The sequence below is a fragment of the Micromonospora sp. WMMD1076 genome (assembly GCF_029581475.1).
Classification (GTDB): Bacteria; Actinomycetota; Actinomycetes; order Mycobacteriales; family Micromonosporaceae; genus Micromonospora; species Micromonospora aurantiaca.
Genome location: NZ_CP120862.1, coordinates 4,873,199 through 4,898,180, shown reverse-complemented (window position 1 = coordinate 4,898,180; position 24,982 = coordinate 4,873,199). Strand labels below are relative to the sequence as shown.

11 protein-coding genes are annotated in these 24,982 nt (G+C 73.7%); 10 read left to right on the top strand and 1 reads right to left on the bottom strand.

Annotation, left to right across the window (positions count from 1 at the left end; translation table 11 throughout):
* Positions 1 to 25: 25 nt before the first annotated feature.
* The 5 genes from O7622_RS22840 (at position 26) to O7622_RS22820 (ending at position 6,852) form a co-directional block, all read left to right on the top strand.
* On the top strand, positions 26 to 1,132 hold the full coding sequence (locus O7622_RS22840; RefSeq protein ID WP_053065262.1) for a 3-dehydroquinate synthase II: 1,107 nt from the start codon (positions 26 to 28) through the stop codon (positions 1,130 to 1,132).
* Positions 1,122 to 2,075: a UbiA family prenyltransferase gene (locus O7622_RS22835; RefSeq protein WP_082171176.1), complete on the top strand. Its 954-nt coding sequence runs from the start codon at positions 1,122 to 1,124 to the stop codon at positions 2,073 to 2,075. Before O7622_RS22840 ends, O7622_RS22835 begins: the two co-directional genes overlap by 11 nt.
* 46 nt (positions 2,076 to 2,121) lie before the next feature.
* Positions 2,122 to 3,738, top strand: coding sequence for a class I adenylate-forming enzyme family protein (locus O7622_RS22830; protein ID WP_282310242.1), 1,617 nt, complete (start codon positions 2,122 to 2,124; stop codon positions 3,736 to 3,738).
* A gap of 41 nt (positions 3,739 to 3,779) precedes the next feature.
* Positions 3,780 to 4,550, top strand: coding sequence for a hypothetical protein (locus O7622_RS22825; RefSeq protein WP_053065263.1), 771 nt, complete (start codon positions 3,780 to 3,782; stop codon positions 4,548 to 4,550).
* Positions 4,551 to 4,614: 64 nt separating this feature from the next.
* Positions 4,615 to 6,852, top strand: a complete 2,238-nt coding sequence (locus O7622_RS22820; protein ID WP_282310239.1) for an MMPL family transporter — start codon at positions 4,615 to 4,617, stop codon at positions 6,850 to 6,852.
* Positions 6,853 to 6,968: 116 nt separating this feature from the next.
* On the opposite strand, the gene O7622_RS22815 is transcribed toward O7622_RS22820, so the two are convergent.
* Positions 6,969 to 7,214: a hypothetical protein gene (locus O7622_RS22815; protein ID WP_152748170.1), complete on the bottom strand. Its 246-nt coding sequence runs from the start codon at positions 7,212 to 7,214 to the stop codon at positions 6,969 to 6,971.
* Between the two features lie 602 nt (positions 7,215 to 7,816).
* On the opposite strand from O7622_RS22815, the gene O7622_RS22810 reads away from it, so the two are divergent.
* From O7622_RS22810 to O7622_RS22790, 5 genes are read left to right on the top strand one after another with little or no spacing between them, the layout of a single operon-like run.
* On the top strand, positions 7,817 to 8,305 hold the full coding sequence (locus tag O7622_RS22810; RefSeq protein WP_282310238.1) for a hypothetical protein: 489 nt from the start codon (positions 7,817 to 7,819) through the stop codon (positions 8,303 to 8,305).
* Complete coding sequence (locus tag O7622_RS22805) at positions 8,302 to 8,778, top strand: flavodoxin domain-containing protein (RefSeq protein WP_047890613.1); 477 nt, start codon at positions 8,302 to 8,304, stop codon at positions 8,776 to 8,778. Before O7622_RS22810 ends, O7622_RS22805 begins: the two co-directional genes overlap by 4 nt.
* Before the next feature lie 41 nt (positions 8,779 to 8,819).
* Complete coding sequence (locus O7622_RS22800) at positions 8,820 to 15,557, top strand: type I polyketide synthase (protein ID WP_282310237.1); 6,738 nt, start codon at positions 8,820 to 8,822, stop codon at positions 15,555 to 15,557.
* Between the two features lies 1 nt (position 15,558).
* The gene (locus O7622_RS22795; RefSeq protein WP_282310236.1) at positions 15,559 to 18,552 is read left to right on the top strand and encodes a beta-ketoacyl synthase N-terminal-like domain-containing protein; all 2,994 of its coding nucleotides are present in this window, start codon (positions 15,559 to 15,561) and stop codon (positions 18,550 to 18,552) included.
* Entirely contained in the window at positions 18,549 to 24,980 is a 6,432-nt protein-coding gene (locus tag O7622_RS22790; RefSeq protein WP_282310235.1) for a non-ribosomal peptide synthetase, read from the top strand. The genes O7622_RS22795 and O7622_RS22790 overlap by 4 nt, the downstream gene beginning before the upstream one ends.
* Positions 24,981 to 24,982 lie beyond the last annotated feature (2 nt).

Sequence of the window (24,982 nt, the reverse complement as noted above, 5' to 3'; positions counted from 1 at the left end):
CGTTTCGACGGGGAGGACGCATCTGATGGAAGCCGAACTGTGGGCGGACGTCAGCCGACTGAGCGCGGGCGCCACGCCGGCTGCCCTGGCCCACGTACGCACGTCGGCGGTGACGACGGTGCTGGCCCGGCTCGACCAGCTCGCCGACTGGAAGCCGGTGGAACGGACGACGCTCGCCTGCCTGGCGTTGCGGCCCGATGAGCTGGACCTCGGTGACAGCCCGGTCGACCTGGTGGTGGCCGGCACACCGGAGATCCTGCAGGCGTTGCGGCCGACCGTCGGCGGCCGCCGGCTGGGAGTGCGGTGCGAGATCGCCGACGGCGCCGGCATGGACGCCGCGGCCGCGCTGTGCGGTTCCGTGGACGTTCTCGTCGCCGCGTTCGTCGACGACACCAACATCCCGCTCGAACTGCTCCTGGCCCGGGCGCAGGGCACGCGTACCCGGGTGCTGAAGGAACTGGTCAGCAGCGCGGAGGCCGCCACCGTGGTGGGGGTGCTGGAGAGCGGCCCGGCCGGCATCGTGGTCCGGGGAGACCAGCTCGGCGATCTCGACCGGGTCGGCGAGGTGCTGCGGGCACGGCGGGAGACACGCCGCGACATGGTCGCACTCGAGGTGATCCGGGCCGATCCCGTGGGCATGGGGCACCGCGGCTGCATCGACACCGCGACGCTGTTCGGCGAGGACGAAGGCATGGTGGTCGGCTCCACCTCGTCGGGCGGCGTGCTGGTGTGTGCCGAGGTCCACCACCTGCCGTACATGAACCTGCGGCCGTTCCGCGTCAACGCCGGTGCGGTGCACTCGTACGTCTTCGGCGCCGACGAGACCGCGTACATCACGGACCTGCGGGCCGGTGAGCCGGCGTACGCGGTGTCGGCCGACGGCCGGTTCCGCGAGGTCCTGGTCGGCCGGGTGAAGGTGGAACTGCGACCCTTGCGGCTCATCGAGGCCCGGCACGGGGACACCGTCGTCAACGTGCTGCTCCAGGACGACTGGCACGTGCGGGTGATGGGCGCGGAGGGCCGGCCGCTCAACCTCACCGAGGTCCGGCCCGGCACGCAGCTGCTGGGAACGGTCTGCCGGCCGGGGCGCCACGTCGGCATCAAGGTCGAGGAACAGATCGATGAGTTCTGACCTGTCGGTGCCCGGGCGGGTCCGGTCGCCGTGGCAGGTCGCCGTGGGGCTGGCCCGGATCTCCAAGATCTCGGTCTACCTGCACTTCTTCCCGTGGGCGCTGGCCGCCCTGTCGCTCAGCCCGGCGGCGCTGGACCGCCCGGGCGCGATCCCGGCGTTGGTGCTGTTCCTGCTGGCGTCGGCCGGTCTCGTCGCGGCGACCGCGACAGTGGACGACATCGTGGGGTACCGCAACGGCAGCGACGCGGCTAACTACACCCGGCCGGGCTTCCGGCGGGACATCCGCCGCAAACCGCTGCTCAGCGGAGCGGTCACGACGCGCCAGGCGGTCGTCTTCGCGGTGCTGGCGGAGGCGTTCGCGGTGGTCACCGGCATCGCCGGCTTCGCCGTCCTGCACTGGGACGTGCCGCTGTCGGCGGTGGTCGTGTTCGCCCTCGTGACAGTGCTCGGGCCGCAGTACTCCGGCGGGCTGCGGTTCAGCTACCACCTCGGGGGAGCGGAACTGCTGCTGGGCGTCGGGACGCTCGGTGGTCTGCTGTTCCCGTACCTCGCGATCGAGGGCCGCTGGACGTGGCACGCGGCACTCCAGGGCGCGCTCATGGGCCTGTGGCTCGTCATGCTCGTCTCGTGCTCCAACGTGGGCGATCGCGACGGCGACGCCCGGGTGGGCCGGCGCACCCTTCCCGTCGTCGCCGCCATGTCGACGGTGAAGCTCGCGCTTGTCGCGTACCTCATGTCGTCCGTGCTCGTCATCGGGATGTTCGCCCTGGTCAGCACGGAGCCGTGGTGGGCGGCAGCGGCGCTCGCGCCGGCCACGGCGCTGCACGTCGCGCAGATCCACTTCGCGGTGCACGACCGCTGGCAGAGCGCACGGGTCGCCGCGTTCGTGGCGTACGACCTCGGCTTCCTCGGACTGGTGGCGGTGGACCTGCTCGCGCGTTGACCCCCCGGCCCCGCCGTTTCCCGCCCGCCGTCGAAGGACCACCGACATGGCACTGCTCCGACCCTCGCCCTATCACATCGGGCGTCTGTTCCACTGGCACGCCGAACGCCGCCGGCAGACGGTCGTCCACCTCGACCGGCCGCTGGACGTCGTCCCGGACGGCGGCACGGTCTACGACGGCGCGGCGCTGGCCGGCACGGTCACGCTGCTCGCCGACTGTCTGTACGCGGCCGGGCTGCGCGCCGGCGACCGGGTCGTGGTGGCCAAGGACAACCACTTCGACATGCCGCTGCTGGCTGCCGCCGCCGCCCGGCTCGGTGCGCTGCCGGTCATGATCGCGCCGATCGCGTCGGTGGAGACGGTGCGGGCCCTGATCGGCCGGGCCCAGCCCACGCTGCTGGTCGCCGGAACCCGGCTGCTCGCGTCCGCCGGGGAGGCGGGCGTCGCGCTCGTCCCTGCCGGGGTCCGCACCATCGCCGTCGGCGCGCCGGTCGGCGACCTGCCCGCCGGTACGCTGACGCTCGGCGACCTGCGCGGCGGCGCTCCGGCCCCGGTGCGTATCGGGGGCGCCGACGAGCCGATGATCTCGACGCACACGTCCGGCACCACGGGCGTGCCGAAGCTGGTGCTGCACAGCGCGAACACGGCGATCGGCCGGTTTCCCGCCCGGATGGAACGGTGCTTCATCCCGTTCCTGACCACCCGGCACAGTGACGTGACGGCGGCCGCCGTCTCGTTCGCGCACATCCGGGTGATGGCGTGGACGGCCTCCCAGCTCAAGATGGCCCCGCGCGGACTGGTGGCCATCTCCGACCCGGGCCTGCCGGTCGTCGAGCGGATGCTCGCCGAGCACCGGCCGACCACGCTGGAGGCCATGCCGAACATGTTCCAGCGGTGGGAGGTGCTGGCCGAGCGGCGCCCCGAGCTGTTCGGCCGGGTACGCCTGTTCGTGAGCACCTTCGACGCGGTGCATCCCCGGACGCTGCGCACGATGCTCGACGCCTCCGGGCGCCGGTTCCCGGTGTGGGGCTGGGGACTGGGCCAGTCGGAGGTCACCGGCATCACCGTCAACCTCTTCACCCGCCGTACCGTGCGCCCGGGCGCACCTGCCGACCGGAGCACCACCGGCTGGCCGGCCGCAGGCGTCCGGATCCGTGTCGTCGACCCGGTGACCGGTCGCCGGCAGCCCCACGGCCGGCGGGGACTGCTGCTGATCGCCACCCGGGCCCGGTGCCTGACGTACCTGGGTGAGGACGACAGGTACCGAGCCAAGCTGGACGGCCGGTGGTGGAACACCGGGGACCTCGCCGAGCGCGTCGCCTTCGGACGGATCCGCCTGCTCGACCGCGAGGTCGACATGCTGCCCGGTCACAGCTGCCTGGAGCTGGAGAGCATCCTGCTGGACCGGCTGCCGAACGCCACCGACGTGACGGTCCTGGCGCTTCCGGGTGGCCCGCCGGTGCCCGTCCTCTGCATGCGGGACGACCGGCTCGACGCGCGGGAGTGGCGCGAGGCCGGCCGGGGCCTGCCCGAGATGGCCGCCCCCCGGCTGGTGCCGTGGGACGAGGTACCACGGACGGCGACCTGGAAGGTCCGCCGGCTGGCACTGCAGGAGCAGGTCCTCGGCACCAGCCGGACGCCCGGCACCGGCCGGTGGACCTGAGGCGTCAACTCTCGACCCCCTTTTCAGGAACGGAGGTTCCGATGGACTGGCTTCCCCCGGCTCTCGTCGATCTGCCCCGCGTGGCGCCGTCCGTGTCCGCGCCGGCGGACTTCCGCAACGGATGGTTCTGGGCGATCGTGGCGGGAATCGCGGTGTTCTGGATACTCGCCTACGGCCTGTCGATCCAGCGTGCCTTCGTCGACAAGGCCGTCGGCATCCCGGTCGTCATCGTGGCGATCAACTTCGCCTGGGAGTTCGTGCACTCGTTCGTCATCGACCAGGAGCCGGCGCAACGACCGGCCAACTTCGTCTGGTTCTTCGTCGACATCGTCATCGTCACGCAGGTGGTGAGGTACGGGCACCGGGACTTCCCCCGGTTGTCCCGGCGGCTGTTCCGGCGGCTGTTCTTCGGCCTGGTGGCGATCGCCGCGGTGCAGCTCTTCCTCATGGCGCGCGAGTTCAGGGACATCCTCGGCATGTACAGCGGCTGTGCGCTCAACGTCGGCATGAGCGCGGCCTTCATCGTGATGCTGGTCAAGAGGCGCTCGTCGGCCGGCCAGTCGGTGTACGCGGCGATCTGCAAGATGGTGGGGTCGCAGCTCGCCGGGCTGAACGTCCTGATCCTCTTCCCGGACCGTTACCTGGTGCTGTCCTGGTTCGTCATGATGTTGGTGCTCGACATCGTCTACGTCCGCATGCTCTACCGGCAGATCCGGGCCGAGGGGCAGTCGCCCTGGAACCTCAACCGGCCGCCGGTGGGCGTGCCGGCCGCGCCGGTGCCGGCGCCGCGCGAACGGACCGTGGCCGCCTGATGCCGGGGCGCGGCCCCGGTGAGCCCGTCGGATGTTCGACCCGTCCCGTCGAAGGAGTGGACACATGCTGGAGAAGCTGGCCCAACTGACGCTACGGCGCAGCCGGACGGTCCTGGCGCTGTTCGTGGTGCTGGCCGTCGTCGGCGGCGTGGCGAGCGCGACGCTGTTCGACAAGCTGACCGCCGGCGGGTTGGCCGACCCGGGCGCCGAGTCCGGACGGGCGGCGCAGGTGCTGGAGGCGGCCGGGCAGGGCCCGCCCAACCTCACGCTGGTGGTGAGCGCGCCGTCGGGCGTGGACAGCGCCGCGGCGGTCAGCGCCGGCACCGCGCTCAGCAACCGGCTGGCCGCCGAGCCGCACGTCACGAACGTCACCTCGTACTGGACCGCCGGGCGGCCGCCGCAGTTGCGCGGCCACGACGGCGACAAGGCGTTGATCGGCGCGAGCGTCTCGGGAGACGAGACGGCAGTGAACCGGATTCTCGACGAACTGGTGCCCCGGTACGAGGGATCGCACGACGGCCTCGACGTCCGGGTGGGCGGCTCGGCGATGTTCTGGAAGGAGACGACCGAGCAGAGCCAGAAGGACGGCACCAAGGGCGAGGCGATCGCGTTCCCGGTGGTGATGGTCGTCCTGGTGATCGTGTTCGGTTCGCTCGTGGCCGCACTCGTGCCGCTGAGTGTGGCGTTCCTGACCATGCTGCTCGGCATGGGCGTGCTGTGGCTGGTCGCCTCGGCGACCGACGTCTCCGTCTTCGCGGTCAGCGTCGTCACGCTGCTGGGTCTGGGACTGGCCATCGACTACAGCCTGCTGATGGTCAGCCGGTACCGGGAGGAACTCGCCCTGGGCCGGGACATGGCCGGAGCGCTGCGGACGACGATGACGACGGCCGGACGTACGGTCGTCTTCTCCGCCGTCACGATCGTGCTGGTCCTGTCGGGCCTGCTGCTCATCCCGCTGGCGGCCGTACGCAGTCTGGCACTCGGCGCCGTGGTCACCGCCGTGTTGTCCGCCGCCGGCTCGCTCACCGCCCTGCCGGCCCTGCTGGTCGTCCTCGGCCCGCGCATCGAGCGCGGACGGGTGCTGCGCCGGCGGCGGCCGGCCCGCGATGCGGATCCCGAGTCCGGATTCTGGCACCGCCTGGCGACCTTCGTCATGCGCCGCCCGGTCCCGGTCGCGACGGTGGTCGTCGTGTTGTTACTCCTGCTCGGTACGCCGTTTCTGAACATCAGGCTGGGCATGCCGGACGAGCGCTCCATGCCGGAGTCGTCGCAGGCACGCCAGGTGACCACCCTCATCAGGCAGAACTTCGACGGCGCCGAGCTGAACGCCCTTCAGGTCGTCGCGCCCCGCGCCGACCCGGCGCCGGCCGAACTCGGCGCGTACGCCGCCCGGTTGTCCCGGCTGCCCGACGTCGGCCGCGTCGACACCAGCACCGGCAGCTACGTCGACGGCGCGCTGCGGGTGCCCGCGCAGGAGGCACACCGCCGCTTCGCCCTCGGCGACGGCGTCTACCTGTCGGTGGTGCCGGAGACGGCGGACCCGGACGACGCCCTGCGTCTCGTCCGCGACGTGCGGGGTGCGCCCGCGCCGTTCCCGACCCTGGTGGGCGGGACGGCGGCGGTCAGCGTCGACACCACCGACGTGCTCATCGCCCGGTTGCCGTACGTGCTGGGCCTGGTCGCGGTCGCCATGGTGGTGCTGCTGTTCCTCCTGACCGGCAGCGTCCTGCTGCCCTTCCTCGCGCTGCTGCTCAGCGCGCTCAGCCTGACGGCCACGTTCGGCGCACTCGTCTGGATCTTCCAGGACGGCAACCTGACCGGGCTGCTCGGTGGCTTCACCGTCACCGGCACCATCGCGTCGACGATCCCGGTGATGCTGTTCGCCCTGTCCTACGGGCTCGCCATGGACTACCAGGTGTTCATGCTCTCCCGCATCCGCGAGGAGTACGAGCGGACCGGCTCCGGCACCGCCGCGGTGGCGATCGGGCTCGAACGCATCGGGCGCATGGTCACGGCGGCGGCCGTCCTCATCTCGATCGTCTTCCTGGCGTTCACCGTCTCCGGCATCACCTACATCAAGGCGTACGGCGTGGGCCTGCCGCTGGCCGTGCTCGTGGACGCGACACTGATCCGCGGTGCGCTCCTGCCGGCCCTGATGCGCCTGGGCGGGCGGGCCACCTGGTGGGCTCCCGGTCCGCTGCGGCGTCTGCACGACCGGTTCGGGCTGCGGGAGGCACCCGGACCCGTGCCGCCGACGCTCACCACGTCGGGCGGGGCCGCGGCCGCGACCGGGCAGACCTGAGCCGTCCGGCGAGGTTCGTGAGCAGACGCCGGCCGTTGGCGTGTCGAGGTCTGCCCCCACCCGCCGGGGTGCCGCGGGCCGGGTGGGGCCGCGGCACCCCGGCGGGTGGTCGTCCGTCACCCGCCGGGGCGGTCGTCCCGTTCCAGCGACCGCACCTGGGCCAGCAGGTCGAGATGACGGTAGATGAAGGTGCGGTGCACCCGGGCGATACGTGCGACACCGCTGATGCTGGTGTCACCGCCGTGGGCGGCGACGTGCCGGAGTGCGTCGAGGACGCGTTGCCGGCGGCGCACCGAGTCGGCCTGCCGGGCGGCCGCCAGGGCGGCGGCGTTCTCCCGAGCCGGTGTGCGCGGGCCCTTCATCACGGCCGTCCGACGTTGGCGGCGGGCGACCATGGTCGATTGCGTGTCATGGTGACCTTCCTCAAGACGCGGATCGATGGCTGCGCGTCCAGGATTTCGCACGGTGCCGCGCCGCCGCAGGGCCCATCGGTCCACTGTCGAGGGTCTTTCGGCAGGTGGTACCGGCATGCCGGAAGGCAATGGCCGTTCCGCGTGGCCGGATCATCCGTCACGGTCGGCGGGCCTCGGACGTTGGGGTGACGCAGATCGTCTTCTCGGTCAGGACGATATCCGCTGAGCGGGCGGATTCCGGTGAGAGATGACCTTGTTGTGCACGTTGCGCACGCGATTCGTGGTGCTCCGATGACAATGCGTACGAGCAGCGCGGATGAACGATGAGCACTCGACTCGCTACCTGCCGTAGCGACCCCGGCGGCGATCCGGCTGCGTTGACACCGCCTTTCGGGCGTCCGACAGTCACACCACCGGGGATGCAACTGGCATCCGAGGACGCCGGTCCACTGTGGACCACGGGGTTGAGGTGTCCCGGACTCACGGTCGTCGACCGTGAGCGGCTGCCGTCGCTCCCGTCGCTGCTCACCCCCTCGCTGGCAGAAGGTGCGATGGACGCGCTCGATGAGGTGCTCCGGCACGCCCACGTCTGGAACAGCTGGCTCGTCCTGGTCACCGGCTGCGCCACCCTGGGCGGGCTGATCGTGTCGGCCCGGCGCGGCACGCGCCGGGGGAGCCGGATGCTCGGCGCGTTCGTGGGCGCCGTGCACCTGCAGGTCGTCCTGGGCGTCGCGCTCGGGCTGCTGCTGACCGCCACGGGTGACGAGTTCTTCGCCGGCGACGACGCGAAGGCCGGCTGGCACGCCGGCCTCGGGGTGGCGGCGGCCGTGTCGGCCACCGCCGCGATCCGGCTGCGCCGACGGCCCGGCCGGGCCTGGCCGGCCGTGCTCGCGGCCGCGACGGCACTGGTCGCGCCGCAGCCGGCACGCCTGCCCCTGATCGTCCTGGGCGTTCTCGCCGCCGTCGGCGCCGCCGCACTGATCGAGCGGCGTCCGCCGCGCGTCCCGCAACCGATGTCACCCAGCCAGGAGTCGAGATGAACGTCCTGATCGTCACCGAGTCGTGCTTCGGCAACACATCCCGGGTCGCCGACGCGGTGGCCGCCGGCCTGCGGTCCACGGGGGCCGAGGTCACCGTCGCGGAGGCCGCCGCCGCGCCCGCGCTCGACGGCGTGGACCTGTTGCTGGTCGGCGCGCCCACGCACAACATGGGTCTCCCCGGGCCGGCGTCGCGCCGGCAGGCCGCGATGAAGGGCGGCAGCCCGGCCGCCACCGGCGTGACGGAGTGGCTGGACCGGCTGCCCACCGGGTTCGCCGGCCGCGCCGCCACCTTCGACACCGTCACCGGGACCGGATTCTTCTCCGGTTCCGCCGCCAAGGGCATCCAGAAGCGGCTCCGCCGGCAGCGGGTGGACGTGGTCGCCCGGGCGAGCTTCGTCGTCACGGCGACCGAGGGCCCGCTGGCCGACGGCGAACTGGACCGAGCCCGCCTGTGGGGCGCCGGCCTGGCCTGACCGGGGCGGCCCGGTAGACCCTGCGAGAACTGGAGTGTGTGATGGCAGCATCCGCGGACGAGACCCTCGTCGACCGCTTCCATACCGTCCTGCAGCGCCGTTCGGACGTGCCCTGCTACCGGTTCCTCGTCGACGGCGAGGGTCCGGCGCAGATCCTCACCGGCGCCGCCCTCGACCGCCGCGCCCGCGCCACCGCGGTCGCGTTGCGCCAGCGTACGGCGGAGGGGGACCGGGCGCTGATCCTCTGCCCGCCCGGGCTCGACTACGTGGTGGCGTTCTTCGGCTGCCTCTACGCGGGCGTGGTGCCGGTCCCGGCCTACCCGCCGGACCCGGGCCTGCTCGCCCGGATGCTGCCCCGTCTGGCCGGTGTGCTCCGGGACGCCGCTCCGGCGGTCGTTCTCGCCCCGGCCGCGGACGCCGGGCTCGCCGGGCACCTCGCGGCCCTCGCCCCGGAGGCCGGCGCGCTGCCGTGGATCGCGGTGGACGACGTGGACGACGCGACGGCGGGGGAGTGGCGGCGTCCCGGGGTGCGGGGCGACGACCTGGCCCTGCTGCAGTACACGTCCGGTTCCACCGGAAGCCCCAAGGGCGTGATGCTCAGCCACGCCAACCTGCTCGCCAACCTGGCCGCCATCGACGACCGGTTCTTCGACCCCGACGAGCCGGATCCGAGCTGCGTGATCTGGCTGCCGCCCTACCACGACATGGGTCTCATCGGCGGGCTGCTGGAGCCGGCCTACCGCGGGTATCCGGTGACCTTCATGTCGCCCCTGGCCTTCCTGAAGCGGCCCGTCCGGTGGCTGCGCGCCGTCGCCGACCAGCGGGCCACCCACGCCGGCGGACCCAACTTCGCCTTCGACCTGTGCGTCGCGAAGATCCCCGAGTCCGAGCGCGCCGAGCTCGACCTCAGCAACTGGCAGGTCGCCTTCTCCGGTGCCGAGCCGGTCCGGGCCGCGACGCTCGACCGGTTCGCCGACGCGTTCGCGATCAGCGGTTTCCGCCGCACCGCGCTCTACCCCTGCTACGGGATGGCCGAGGCGTCGCTGCTGATCGCCGGTGGCACGCGGGCGTCCGAGCCGTCGCTGCTGCGGGTGCGGGCCGACACGCTGCAACGCGACCGCGTCGAACCGGCCGAGCCCGGCGACGCCGCCCGCACCCTGGTCGGCTGCGGCCCGGTCATCAGCGGGCACCAGCTCGTGGTCGCCGCCCCGGACGAGCGGACGCCGTTGCCGGAGCGCCACGTCGGCGAGATCTGGGTGGCCGGACCGAGTGTGGCGCGCGGCTTCTGGGGCCGCCCGGAGGAGACGGCCGAACGGCTCGGCGCCCAGCTCGCCGACGGTACCGGCCCGTTCCTGCGTACCGGTGACCTCGGCTTCCTCGACGGCGACCAGCTCTACGTGACCGGCCGGATCAAGGACCTCGTGATCATCGCGGGCCGGAACCACTACCCGCAGGACATCGAGCGCACCGTGGAGGAGGCCCACCCGGCGCTGCGCCGCAGCGCCGGGATCGCCTTCTCGGTGGATGCCGGCGACGAGGAGCGGCTCGTCGTGCTCCAAGCGATCAACGGGAGTGCCGCCCACCTCGACACCGGTGAGGTCTTCGCCGCCGTACGCGCCGCGGTCGCCGCGGATCACGGCCTTCAGGTCCACGACATCGTGCTGGTCAGGGCGGGCGGCATCCCGAAGACGTCGAGCGGCAAGCTCCAGCGGTTCGCCGGCAAGCAGGCCTACCTGGCCGGCTCGCTGACCGTGGTGGCGCGGTCGTCCGCGGCGGCCGCCGGCCCCGCTCGGGAACCCGCGCCGGCCGAACGCCTGACCCGGCAACAGTGGGAGGAACGGATCCTGCGGGAACTCGCGACCCGCCTGCACCTCGACCCCGGGTCGGTCGACCCGAAACGCCCGACAGCGACCTACGGCCTTCAGTCGGTGGACCTTCTCGGCCTGATCGGCGAACTGGAGCAGTGGTCCGGCCGCGCGCTGCCGGCCACGCTCGCCTGGGAGTATCCGACGGTCGAAGCCCTGGCCGGGTTCCTGGCTGGCGACGGCGACGGGACCGCGGCTGCCGCGGGGCCGGCGTCCGCACCACCGCGTACGGAGGGTCCGGAACCCGTCGCGGTGATCGGGATCGGCTGCCGCTTCCCCGGCGGTGCCGACGGGCCGCAGGAGTACTGGCGGCTGCTCGCCGAGGGCCGCGACGCCGTGACCGAGGTACCCGGCGACCGCTGGCGGGCCGCGGACTTCGACGCCAGCCGGTGGGGCGGATTCCTGACCGGTGGCGTCCAGGGCTTCGACCCCGCCTTCTTCGGCATCTCCCCGCGCGAAGCCGCCCGGATGGATCCGCAGCAGCGGCTGCTCGCCGAGGTCGCCTGGGAGGCGCTGGAGGACGCGGGCATCGTGCCGGAGCACCTCGCCGGCTCGCCCACCGGGGTCTTCATCGGCATCGCCACCAACGACTACGCACACCTGCAGTCGCGGCGGCTCGACCGGATCGATGCGCACACCGGGACGGGCAACGCCCTCAGCATCGCCGCGAACCGCCTCTCCTACCTCTTCGACCTGCGCGGGCCGAGCCTCGCCGTGGACACGGCCTGTTCGTCCTCGCTGGTCGCGGTGCAGCAGGCCTGCGCCAGTATCGCGCAGGGTGACTGCACCCTCGCCCTCGCCGGTGGGGTGAACCTCATCCTGTCCCCGGCGCTGGCGATCAACTTCACCCGGGCCGGCGCGATGGCCGCCGACGGGCGGTGCAAGCCGTTCGACTCGCGCGCCGACGGCTACGTCCGAGCCGAGGGCGCCGGTGTGGTGGTCCTGAAGCCGCTCTCCCAGGCGGTGCGCGACGGCGACGCGATCTACGCGGTCATCCGTGGCAGCGCGGTCAACCAGGACGGCCGGACCAACGGGCTGATGGCACCTAACCCGCACGCCCAGGAATCGGTCGTCCGGGCCGCGTACCTCCGGGCCGGTGTCGCGCCCGGCGACGTGCACTACGTCGAGACGCACGGTACCGGCACGCTGCTCGGCGATCCGATCGAGGCGAAGGCGCTCGCCGCCGTGGTCTCCGCGCGCCGTGACCCCGCGCGACCCTGCCTGATCGGGTCGGTGAAGTCGAACATCGGTCACCTGGAGGCCGCCGCCGGCATCGCCGGTCTGATCAAGGTCGCCCTGATGCTGCGCCATCGCCGCGTCCCGGCGAGCCTGCACTACCGCGAGCCGAACCCGCACGTCCCCTTCGACCAACTGCGGTTGCGGGTCGCGGACGCCGCGCAGCCGTGGCCGGCCGGTGACGGCCCGGCGCTGGCCGGTGTCAGCTCGTTCGGCTTCGGCGGCACCAACTGTCACCTGGTGCTCCAGGAGGCGCCGCCGACGGTGCCGGCCGAACGGACGGTCCCCGGCCGCACCCTGGTGCTCACCGTGTCGGCGGCCACCGACGCGGCGGTGCGTGAGCTGGCCGCCCGGCACGCGGCCCGGCTCGCGGAGCCCGGAGCCGAATCCACGGTGGCGGCGTACTGCGCGGCCGCGGCGGTCCGGCGTACCCATCACGCGCAGCGACTGGCCGCCGTGGGCGGATCGGCGGCCGAGCTGGGCGAGGCGCTCGCCGCCCACGCCCGCGGGGTCGACCACCCAGGTCTGGTCACCGGCCTCCGGCGGACCGGCCTCCGGCCCCGGCCGGTGTTCGTCTTCGCCGGGCAGGGCCCCCGCTGGTGGCCGCTGGCCGCCGAGCTGCTGGACAGCGAACCGGTCTTCCGGGACTCGCTGTACCGGTGCGACGCCGCGCTGCGCCAGCACGTCGACTGGTCACTCGTCGAGCAGCTCACCATGGCGCCGGAGCGGTCCCGGCTCGCCGACCCGGGCGTGGTGCAGCCGGCCACCTGCGCGCTGCAGATCGCACTCGCCAACCTGTGGCGGTCCTGGGGCGTCGAGCCGGCCGCTGTGGTCGGACACAGCGTCGGCGAGATCGCCGCCGCGCACGTCGCCGGCGCCCTCGACCTGGACGACGCCCTCCGGGTCGCCCTGCACCGCGGCCGGGTGATCCGCACGGTGATCGGGCGGGGCAAGATGGCCGTCGTCGGCGCGTCCTACGACGAGACCCGGAAGATCCTGGCCCGGCTCGGCGACGGCCTCGTCTCCGCGGCCGCCGAGAACGGCCCCACCTCGACTGTCATCTCCGGTGAGACCACGGCGGTGGAGCGGCTGGCCGGCCTCCTGGACGCCGAGGACGTCTTCTGCCGGATCCTGGAATCCGTCGACTACGCCTCGCACAGCCCGCAGATGGAGCCGCTCCAGCCCGTGCTGCGCGACGCGCTGGACGGCCTCACGCCGGGGCCGGCCGCCCGTACCCTGGTCTCCACCGTCACCGGCGAGCCGATCGACGGGTCCGCCGTGGACGCCGGGTACTGGGCGACGAACCTGCGTCAGCCGGTGCTGCTCGATCGTGCCGTGGACCACCTGCTCGCGACCGGGCACGACACGTTCGTCGAGATTTCCGGCCACCCCATGCTCGTCGGCGCCCTCGCCGAGAAGCTCGACCTGCGCGACCAGCCCGGCACGGTGGTCGGCTCCCTGCACCGCGACCGGCCCGGCCGCGCCGCGCTGCTCGGCGAGCTGACCGCGCTCTACTGCGCCGGTCTGCCGGTCGACTGGGCCCGGCTGTACGGCGCGGTCCCGCCGGTGATGCCGCTGCCGTCCTACCCGTGGCAGCGGGAACGCTGCTGGGTGGACCAGGACGACGAGGTCCCGCCGGCCGACCGTGCGCTCTGGCAGGCGGTGGAGAGCGGTGACCTGGACGCGTTGCACGGCGTGCTGGGACTCGCCGGCACGGCCCAGCGCGCCGCCCTCGCCACCGTGCTGCCCGCCCTGGCCGCCTGGCGCCGGTCGGCCCACGGCCGCGACGCCGCCGAGTCCTGGCGCTACCGCGTCACGTGGGCGCCCCTGCCGGACGCCCGGGCCACGCCGCTGTCCGGCACCTGGCTGCTGGTGACTCCGGCTACCCCGGGCGGCGCCCACCTCGCCGCCGCGGTCCGCGCGGCACTCGCCGGCCAGAGCGCGACAGTCGTCGACGTGCCGGTCGTCGCCACGGACCGGGCGTCGCTCGCCGCGGCCCTGCGGCGGTCGCCTGAGCCGCCGAGCGGCGTGGTGTCCCTGCTCGCCGTCTCCGCCGCGCCGCCGCCCGGCGGCGCCGCCCCGACCCTCGCCCTGGCACAGGCCATGGCCGACACGGCGACGACCGCTCCACTGTGGCTGATCACGCAGGGTGCCGTGTCGACCGGTCCGGCCGACCCGGTCGAGCATCCGGCCCAGGCGCTCGCCTGGGGACTGGGCCGGGTGATCGGCCTGGAGCACCCGCAACGGTGGGGCGGGCTGATCGACGTCGCCGGCCCGCTCGACGGGACCGCTGTGGAACGACTCGCCGTGGCACTGGGAGGTCCGGCCGACGAGGACCAGATGGCGGTGCGGCCGGCCGGGCTGTTCGTCCGCCGACTGGTGCGCTCGCCCGCCGACGAGCCGGCCTCGCCGGCCTACCGGCCCCGCGGGACGGTGCTCCTCACCGGTGGCACCGGCACGCTGGGCGCCGAGCTGGCCCGCCGGCTCGCTCGCGCCGGCGCCGAGCACCTGGTGCTCACCAGCCGGCGCGGTCCGGCCGCGCCGGGCGCCGCCGACCTCGAGACCGAGCTGATCGCGCTCGGCGCCCGGGTCACAGTGGCCGCCTGCGACGTGGCCGACCGGGCCCAACTCGCCACGCTGCTCGACCGGCTGTCCGCCGCCGGCGACCCGGTCCGCTCCGTGTTCCACGTCGCGGGCGACGTCTCGCTGGTGAAACCACTCACCGACACCACCGCCGCCGACCTGGAGCGCGTCGTCGCGGGCAAGGACGCCGGCGCACTGCACCTGCACGAACTGCTGACCGGCCCGCTCGACGCCTTCGTCCTGTTCTCCTCGATCACCGCGGTGTGGGGCAGCGGATACCAGAGCGCCTACTCGGCTGCGAACGCCTACCTGGACGCGCTCGCCGAACACCGCCACGCCCGGGGACTGCCGGCGCTGTCGGTGCAGTGGGGCCCGTGGGCGGCCGGTCAGGCCCATGACGCGCACGAGGACGAACTGGCGCGCCGCGGCCTGCGGCTGATGCCGGTCGAGCCGGCCCTGGCCGAGCTGGACCGGTCGCTCGGCGCGGACCGGCCCACGACTGTGGTGGCCGACGTGGACTGGTCCCTGTTCACCCCGGCCTACGCCATCGCCCGGCCCCGGCCCCTGCTGCGCGAACTGCCCGAGGCGCAGCAGGCCCTGCAGCCGGCCGAGTCGCCGCCGGCTTCGGCCGGGGAGCGCCGCGACGACCTGCGCCGGGCGCTGCTCGCGGTGGAGCCGGGCAGGCGCCGTCGCGACGTGCTCCTCCGCCGCTGCCGGGAGGAGGTCGGCCACGTGCTGAAGCAGGCCCCGCACCGGGTGGACACCACCGTCCCCCTCGCCCACATGGGCTTCGACTCACTGCTCTCGGTGGAGTTGCGCAGGCGACTGGAGGAGCTGGTCGGCGCCACGCTGCCGGCCACGCTCGCCTGGCGGTACCCCACAGTGGACGCGTTCGCGCCGTTCCTCGCAGAGCAGATGGGGATACCCCTGGACGCGGCGCCCGCCGACGACACCGTGCCACCCGTGCCACCCGCGGCGTCCGAGCCGGTCCTCGACGTCGAGGCGCTGAGCGACAGCGACGTCGAAGCGCTACTCCTGGAACGCCTCCAGTCCATCGAGGGGACCCGCAATGAAACCGCAGACGAAAGAGCCTGAGATGACCGCTCCGGACACCTCTGCCGCGACATTGAAGCGCGCCCTCGCGGCGATCGACCAGCTGCAACGCGACCTGGCCGCGGCCCGCGACCAGCGGGCCGAGCCGATCGCCGTGGTGGGCCTCGGCTGCCGCTTTCCGGGCGGCGTGGTGGATGCGGACTCGTACTGGCGTCTGCTCGCGGACGGCGTGGACGCGATCCAGGACATACCGCCGGACCGCTGGAACGTCGACGCGTTCTACCAGAGCGAGGTGGGCCACCCCGGGACGATGACCACCCGCTGGGGTGGCTTCCTGGACCGGATCGACGAGTTCGACGCGGCGTTCTTCGGCATCTCGCCACTCGAGGCCGAAGCGATGGATCCCAACCAGCGGCTGGTCCTGGAAGTGGCCTGGGAGGCGCTGGAGCACGCCGGTCACGCCCGGATCGCCGGCAGCCGCACCGGAGTGTTCGTCGGCGTGCTCGGCAGCGACTACGCGCTCCGCAACTTCCGCCGGCCGGACGAGGTCACGCCGTACGTGCTGACCGGCAACGCGCACAGCATCGTCTCCGGCCGGCTCGCCTACCTCCTCGACCTGCGCGGCCCCGCGGTGTCGGTCGACACCGCGTGTTCCTCCTCGCTGGTCTCGGTGCACCTGGCCTGCCAGAGCCTCCGGTCCGGTGAGTGCGACACGGCCCTGGCCGGTGGGGTCAACGTGATGCTCTCCCCGCTTCCCACGATCGGCTTCTCGCAGTTCGGGATGATGGCGCCGGACGGCCGGTGCCGGACGTTCGACGCGGCGGCGAACGGTTTCGTACGCGGCGAGGGCTGCGGCATGGTGGTGCTCAAGCGCCTCTCCGACGCGCTCGCCGCCGACGACGACGTGCTGGCCGTGATCCGCGGCGGGGCGATGAACCAGGACGGCCGCAGCACCGGCCTCACCGCTCCCAACGTGATGTCCCAGCGTGACCTGCTGCGCCGCGCCCTGGACGCGGCCGGTGTCCGGCCCGAGCAGGTCTCCTACGTCGAGGCGCACGGCACGGCGACGACCCTGGGCGACCCCATCGAGGCGGAGGCGCTGGCGGAGGTCTACCCGGCGGAACCGGGCGCGGAGTGGCACCTCGGCTCGGTGAAGACGAACTTCGGCCATCTGGAGGCGGCGGCGGGGGTGGCCGGCCTGATCAAGGTGATCCTGGCGCTGCGTCATCGGGCGATCCCCGCCCACCTGCACTTCGAGCGGCTGAGCCCGCTCATCGGCCTGGATCGTCCGCCGTTCACCGTGCCGACCCGGCTCACCGAATGGGCGCCCCGGGACGGCCGCCGGATCGCCGGCGTGAGCAGCTTCGGGCTGAGCGGCACCAACGTCCACCTGCTCGTGGAGGAGGGACCGCAGCGGCAGCCGGTGGAGGCGGACGACCGCCGGCCGCTGTCCGTTCTCGCCCTGTCCGCCCGCAGCGAGGAGGGCCTGCGCGCGCTCGTCAGCCGGCACCGCGAGGTGCTCGCCGCCGCGCCGGCCCGGCTGGCGGACCACTGCTGGTCCGCCAACACGGGACGTATGCACTTCGCCCACCGGCTCGCGGTGGTGGCGGGTACCGCGGAGGAGGTGGACGCGGCCCTCGCCGCCGCGACGGAACAGCCCGCACCCGCCGCGGCCCGCGACCCCGAGGTCACGTTCCTGTTCAGTGGCGACGGTGCCGGGAGCCCCGGCATGGCGCGCACCCTGTACGAGACCTCCCCGGTGTTCCGGGAGGCGATCGAGCGGTGCGACGAGCTGCTGCCCGATCCGCTGCTGCCGGTGCTGTTCCCGGCGCGACCGGACGCGGCGGACCTCCGCCGTCCGGCCCGGGCGCAGCCGGCGCTGTTCGCGGTGGAGTACGCGCTCGCCCAGCTCTGGCGCTCGTGGGGGGTGGAACCGGCCGCGGTGCTCGGTCGCGGCGTCGGAGAGGTGGCGGCCGCCTGCACCGCCGGAGTGCTCAAACTGGAGGGAGCGCTGCGACTGGTGACCGAGCGGGCGCGGCTGGCCGAGGCGGGCGCCGCCGGGCTCGACGCCTTCCACCGGGCGGTGGCCGAGATCGGCCAGGCGCCGCCGCGCATCCCGTTCGTGTCCAGCCTGACCGGGGAGTTGCAGCCCTGGGACCGCGCGCCGGGGGCCGAGCACTGGAGCGGGCTGGCCGGCGGTCCGGAGCGGTTCGCCGAGGGTGTGGCGGAGCTGCGCGGTCTCGGGCACCACCGGTTCCTCGGGATCGGCCCGGACACCACCATGCTCGACGATCTCGACGGCGACCTGCTGCGCCTGCCCAGCCTGCGGCCCGGCACGGACGACTGGGAGACCATGCTGGGCGCGCTCGCCGAGCTGTACCGGCAGGGCACCGACGTGGACTGGCTCGGGTTCGACCGCGGCTACCGGCGTACCCGGGTGCCGGTGCCGACCACCCCGTTCGTCCGGACCCGGCACTGGTACGAGTCGGCGTCGGAGACCGACCTGCCCGCGCCGGGGCCCGGGTCGGCGGCCGCCCCGGCATCGGCCGGGGAACCGCTGCTCACCCGGGAGGCGCTGCTGGCGCTGCCACCAGCCGAGCGCTTCGACGTCCTCGCCGATCACCTGGCCCGCGGTGTCGGGGCGGCGCTGAGCTCCGGCTCCGCCGCGCGCCGCAAGGCGGCCGGCGCAGCCGTCCAGGTCGGACTCGACCAGCCGTTCCTGGAGCTGGGCATGGACTCGCTGATGGCGATGGGGCTGCGGAACCAGATCCGGACCCGGTTCGGCGTCACGCTGCCCATCGCCGGCCTGCTGCAGGGGGCGTCGGTCCGCCGGCTGGCGGACCGGATCCTGGCCCTGCTCGACGAGACGGACGCCCCGCCGGCCGCCGACGGCCCAGCCGCCGACGCCCCGGCCGCCGACGGCCCAGCCACCGACGCTCCGGCCGCCGACGACCCGACGGACGCGCTGCTCGCCGAGCTGGAACGTCTGCCCGCCGACGAGCGGCAGGCCCTGCTCGCCGAGGGGAACGACCGGTGAGCCTGCGCCAACGGCTGGCCGGCCTCTCGCCGGAACAGCGCGCACGCCTCGCGAGGCGTCTCGCCGACCGGGAGCGGACCTATCCGCTCTCGGCCATGCAACGTCGCCTCTGGTTCCTCGAGCGGCTCAACCCCGGCACCACCGCCTACCTGGTGCCAGCGGCCGTCCGGCTGTGCGGCCCGCTCGATCGGACGATGCTGCGCGCCGCCGTGGCGGACCTGGTCGCCCGGCACGAGTCGCTGCGCACCACTGTGGTCGAACGGGACGGCGAACCGGTCCAGGTGGTGACGCCGAGCGTGACGATCGACATCGGTGAGGAGGATCTGCGGGCGGCGTCCGACGACGTCGTCGAGGACCGGGTGACCGCGGCCGTCACCGCCCCGTTCGACCTGGCGACCGGGCCGCTGATGCGGTTGCGGCTGTTGCGGGTCGCCGACGAGGAGCACCGCCTGATCGTGGTCCTGCACCACATCCTGGCCGACGGGTGGTCGGTGAGCGTGCTGTTCGCGGAGTTCGCCGCGCTCTACGCCGGGTACCGCGAGGGCCGGCCGGCCGTGCTGCCACCACTGCCGCTCCAGTACGGCGAGGCCGTGCAGCTCGAACCGACCGACTTCGACGACGACCTGCGCTACTGGGCCGATCGGCTTGCCGGTGCGCCACAGGTGCTCGAACTGCCGCTGGACCACCCGCGCCCGCCGGTCGCGTCGTCGCACGGCGACTCCTGGCACTTCGACCTCCCGGCCGGCCCGGTCCGGGATCTCGTCGCCGTCGGGCGGGCCCGCGACGCCACGCCGTTCATGGTGCTGTTCGCCCTGTTCCAGGTTCTCCTGTACCGCTACACCGGGCAGGACGACGTGGTCGTCGGCGTGCCGGTCGCCAACCGGGACCGGGCCGGGCTGGACGGACTGATCGGGTTCTTCCTCAACACCCTGCCGATCCGCACCGACCTCGCCGGCGACCCGAGCTTCACCGAACTGCTCGACCGGGTCCGGGACACCTGCCTGGAGGCGTACGCCCACCAGCAGGTTCCCTTCGACCGGCTGGTGGAGGAGATGAAGCCGGCCCGCGACCTCAGCCGCCCCCCGCTCGTCCAGGTCAGCTTCGCCTACCAGACCCAGCCGGTGCCGGCCGTCGAGGTGGCCGGGCTGAAGATCACCCGGCTTCCGCTGCGCAGCCGCGCGGCGCGATTCGATCTGGAACTGCAACTCGTCGACGACGCCGAGCACGGCGTGAACGCGCTGATCGAGTACAACAGCGACCTGTTCGACGCCGCGAGCATCGCGCGGATGGCCGGCCACCTGAGCCGGCTCGCCACCGCGGCGGCGGCCGACCCGGACGCGCCGGTCGGCGCGCTCCCGCTGCTCGGCGACGAGGAACGGGCCGCGCTGCTGATGCTGGGCGCGGACAGCCGGCGCGACTGGCCGGCCGGCGACCTGGCGCACCGGCGGATCGCCCGCCGGACGCGGGAGACGCCCGAGGCCGAGGCGATCCGGTTCGAGGACCGCACCCTCACCTACGCCGAGGTGGACCGCCGCGCCAACCAGCTCGCGCACTGGTTGCGCGGGCGGGGCGTCGGGCGTGACGTGCTGGTCGGCCTCTGCCTGGAGCGTTCGCCGGAGACGGTCATCGCCATCCTGGCGGTGCATCGGGCCGGCGGTGCGTACCTGCCGCTCGACCCGGACTACCCGCGGGCGCGGTTGACGTTCATGCTCGACGACTCGCGGACACCGTTGGTGCTCACCGGGTCCGCGGTGCGCCACCGGGTTCCGGCCGGGGCCGCCGTCGTGGCGTGCCTGGACGCGATCGAGAGCGAGCTGAACGGACAGCCGGTGCATCCGCCGGCCGTCGACGTCGCCGACGAGGATCTCGCGTACGTGATCTACACGTCCGGTTCGACCGGCCGGCCCAAGGGCGTGCAGATCCCGCACCGCGCGCTGGACAACTTCCTGCGGTCGATGCGGGACCGGCCGGGGATCGACCGCGACGACGTGCTGCTCGCCGTGACCAGTCTCTCCTTCGACATCTCGGTGCTCGAACTGCTGCTGCCGCTGACGACCGGCGCCCGGGTGGTGCTGGTGCCGCGCACGGTGGCCGCCGACGGCCGGGAGCTGGCGCGGGTGCTGGACCGGGCCGACGCCACGATCATGCAGGCCACGCCGTCGACCTGGCGGATGCTCGTCGAGTCCGGCTGGTCGGGCTCGCCGCGGCTGCGCATGCTGTGCGGCGGCGAGGCGCTGCCGCCGGGCCTCGCCGCCGCGCTGCGCACGCGCGGCGCGGAGCTGTGGAACATGTACGGCCCGACCGAGACCACCGTCTGGTCCGCGGTCTGGCGGGCCCGCCCCGGTCCGATCCTGCTCGGCGAGCCGGTCGCCAACACCGGCCTGCACGTCCTCGACCGGCACGGGCAGCTGGTTCCGCCAGGCGTCCCCGGCGAGCTGCACATCGGCGGCGCCGGGCTGGCCCGCGGGTATCTGAACCGCCCCGACCTCACGGCGGATCGGTTCGTCGAGCTGACCGTCCCGGCCGGCCGGTTCTACCGCACTGGCGACCTGGTGCGCCGCCGCGCCGACGGCGGCCTGGAGTTCCTGGGCCGGATCGACCACCAGGTGAAGGTCCGCGGATTCCGCATCGAGCTCGGCGAGATCGAGGAGGTGCTGGCCGCCCATCCGGCGGTCGGCGCGGCGGTGGTGACCGCCCGCGAGCACACCGGCGACACCCGGCTGGTGGCCTACCTGGCCGCGGCCGACGTGCCCGCTGCCCAGATCGTGGCGTTCCTGCGCGAGCGGCTGCCGGAATACATGGTGCCCTCGGCCTTCGTCCACCTGCCGGCGTTCCCGCTCACCCCGAACGGCAAGATCGACCGGGCCGCGCTGCCCGAGCCGGAGTACGGCCGCTCCGGCTCGGAGACTCCCTACCGGGCCCCGCGCGATCCGCTGGAGCACCTGGTCGCCGAGGTCTTCGCCCAGCTGCTCGGCATCGAGCGGCTCGGTCTGGACGACGACTTCTTCGCGCTGGGCGGCCATTCCCTCCTGGCCACCCGGGTGGCGACCCGGCTCCGGCCGGTGGTCGGCATGGAGCTGCCGCTGCGGGTAATCTTCGAGCACCCGACCGTCGCCGCCCTCGCCGCCCAGTTGCGCGACCGCGGCGCGCGGCCGGCGACCGGACCGGTGGCCGGCGCAGCGGTCGTGCCGCGCCGCGCCGACCCGGCCGCGCCGGTGCCCCCGGCGACCGCCCAGCGGCGACTGTGGCTGCTGGAGCAGCTCGCCCCGGGCAACCGTGCCTATCTGCTGCCGGCCGCCCTGCTGGTGCGCGGCCGCCTGGACGTCGCCGCCTTCCGCCGCGCCTGCGACGAGGTGATGCGGCGGCACGAGGTGCTGCGCGCGGTGTTCCCCGAGATCGACGGCAGGCCCTGGCTGGTGGTGCGCCCGGAGATGCCGGCCGAGCTGGCGGTGCGCGACCGTACCGAGGGTGCGGAGGCCGAGCTCACCGAGAGGTTTTTCGACCGGCCGATCGTCCTCGCCGAGGGGCCCCTGCTGCGCTGGGAGGTGCTGCGGCGCACCGACGACGAGGCCGTGGTGCTGCTCGCGATGCACCACATCGTCTCCGACCAGTGGTCGCTGGGCGTGCTGCTGGGCGAGGTCCTGGCGCTGTACGCCGCGTACACCGCCGGCGCGCCGAGCCCGCTGCCCGCCCTGGAGATCCAGTACCCGGACGTCGCCCGCTGGCAGCAGGACGAGCCCACCGACCCGGCCGGCCTCGACTACTGGGTCGGGCAACTGCGCGGGGCGCCCGCCGAGCTGAACCTTTCCCTGGCCCGGCCCCGGCCACCGGCGAAGACCTATCGGGGCGGCGCGCTGCACCTGACCGTACCCGCCGAGGTGGTACGTGACCTGCGCGCTCTCGGCCGCGCCGAGGGGGCCACCCTCTTCATGGCGCTGGCCGGCGCCTTCCAGGTCCTTCTCGGCCGGCTCGGCGGCACCGAGGACGTGGTCGTCGGCACGCCGGTGGCCAACCGGCGGCTGCCCGAGCTGGAACCGCTGATCGGCCTCTTCGTCAACACCCTCGTGCTGCGTACCGACCTCTCCGGCGACCCCACCTTCCGGGAGCTGCTGCGCCGGGTCCGGCAGGTCTGCCTGAACGCCTACGAGCATCAGGACGTCGCGTTCGAGCGGCTCGTGGAGGCGCTGCGGCCGGAGCGCAGCCTGGCCCGTACGCCGCTGTTCCAGGTCGGGTTCGCCCTGCAGAACGTCCCCTTCCCGGGGTGGAGCGGCGGCGGCCTGCGGGCCGAGTCGCTGCCGGTGCACGCCGGCGCGGCGAAGTTCGACCTGGAACTCCTGCTCACCGAGGACGGCGACACCGTCCACGGCCGTCTCGAGTACAGCCTCGATCTCTTCGACGAGGCGACCGCCGGACGCATCGTCCACTACCTCCAGGTGGTGCTGGCCGCGATCGCCGCCGATCCGGACCGGTCGATCGGCCGGCTGCCGCTGCTCGACGAGGCCGAGCGGCGGGAGGTCCTGGCGCTGGGCGACGGCGGTCACCGCGAGTGGCCCGGTGCCGGCCTGATCCACGAGCAGTTCGAGGCTCAGGCCAGGGCGACTCCGGACGCCGAGGCGGTGCGCTTCCGGGACGAGCGGCTCAGCTACGCCGAACTGGACCGCCGCGCCAACCAGCTCGCGCACCGCCTGCGCCGGCTCGGTGTGGGCCGGGACGTGCTGGTGGGCGTGTGCCTGGAGCGCTCCGTCGAGATGGTGGTGTCGCTGCTCGCGACGCTCAAGGCGGGCGGCGCCTACCTGCCGCTGGACCCCGCTCTCCCGCAGTCCCGAACGACGTTCATGCTCGACGACGCCCGGGCGCCGGTGCTGCTCACCCACAGCCGCCTGGCGCCTTCGCTGCCCGCGCTCGACGCGCACGTGCTCTGCCTGGACGACGTGGCCGCCGGCCTCGCCGGTGAACCGACGTCGTCGCCCGGCGTGCGGGTGGACGGCGAGGACCTGGCCTACGTGATCTACACCTCCGGCTCCACCGGGCGGCCCAAGGGGGTCATGAACGTCCACGCCGGCATCCGTAACCGGCTGTTGTGGATGCAGGACGAGTACCGGCTCGACGCCACCGACCGGGTGCTGCAGAAGACGCCGTTCTCCTTCGACGTGTCGGTCTGGGAGTTCTTCTGGCCGCTGATGACCGGCGCCTGTCTGGTGGTCGCCGTGCCGGACGGGCACCGCGACGCGCGCTACCTGGTGGAGACCATCCGCCGGGAGCGCATCACCACTGTGCACTTCGTCCCGTCGATGCTCCGGGTCTTCCTGGCCGAGGACGGCGCGGCGGACTGCCCCAGCCTGCGCAGGGTGCTCTGCAGCGGCGAGGCCCTGCCGCGTGAGCTGCAGGAGCGGTTCTTCGCGGTCGCGGCGGCCGAGCTGCACAACCTGTACGGCCCGACCGAGGCGGCCGTCGACGTCACCGCCTGGGCGTGCCGCCGCGACGGCGACCCGAGGCCCGTGCCGATCGGCCACGCCATCGCCAACACCCGGATCCACGTCCTCGACCACCTGTTGCAGCCGGTACCGGCCGGGGTCGCCGGTGAACTCTGCATCGCCGGCCGGAACCTGGCCCGGGGCTACCTCAACCGGCCGGACCTGACCGCCGAGCGGTTCGTCGAGCACTCGTTCGACCCGGCGCTCGGCCCACGGCTCTACCGCACGGGCGACCTGGCGCGGTTCCGCGACGACGGCGCGGTCGAGTACCTGGGCCGGCTCGACCATCAGGTGAAGCTCCGCGGTCACCGGATCGAGCTGGGTGAGATCGAGCAGACGCTCACCGCCCATCCGGCCGTCCGCGAGGCCATCGTCACCGCTCGGCCGTACGGGGTTGACCAGCGGCTGGTGGCCTACCTGTCCGGCGACGAACCGCCCACCGCGGGCACGCTCATCGCCCACCTGCGGCAGCGGCTGCCCGACTACATGGTGCCGGCCGTCTTCGTCCCGCTGCCGTCGTTCCCGTTGCTGCCGAACGGCAAGGTGGACCGCGCGGCACTTCCCGAACCGGAGCTGTCGCGGCCCGACCTGGCCAGTGCGTACGAGGCGCCGCGCGACGAGCTGGAGCGGACCGTCGCGGCGGCCTGGACCCGGCTGCTCGGCATCGAGCAGGTGGGTGTGCACGACAACTTCTTCGAGCTGGGCGGCCACTCACTGCTGATGGCGGAACTGCGCGGCGTCCTGCAGGACGCCCTCGGCCGACCGCTCACGCTCGTCGAGCTGTTCCAGTACCCGACCGTGCGCGCACTGGCCGAGCACCTGGCCGCCGGCTCTGCCGCCGATCCGCTGGCCGCCACCCGCGAGCGGGTGACCGGCCGGCGTGAGGCGCTGGCGGAACGCCGCCGGCTCGCCGCGCGCCGGGCGGAGATCCGTACCGAATCCCCAGGGGAGTGACA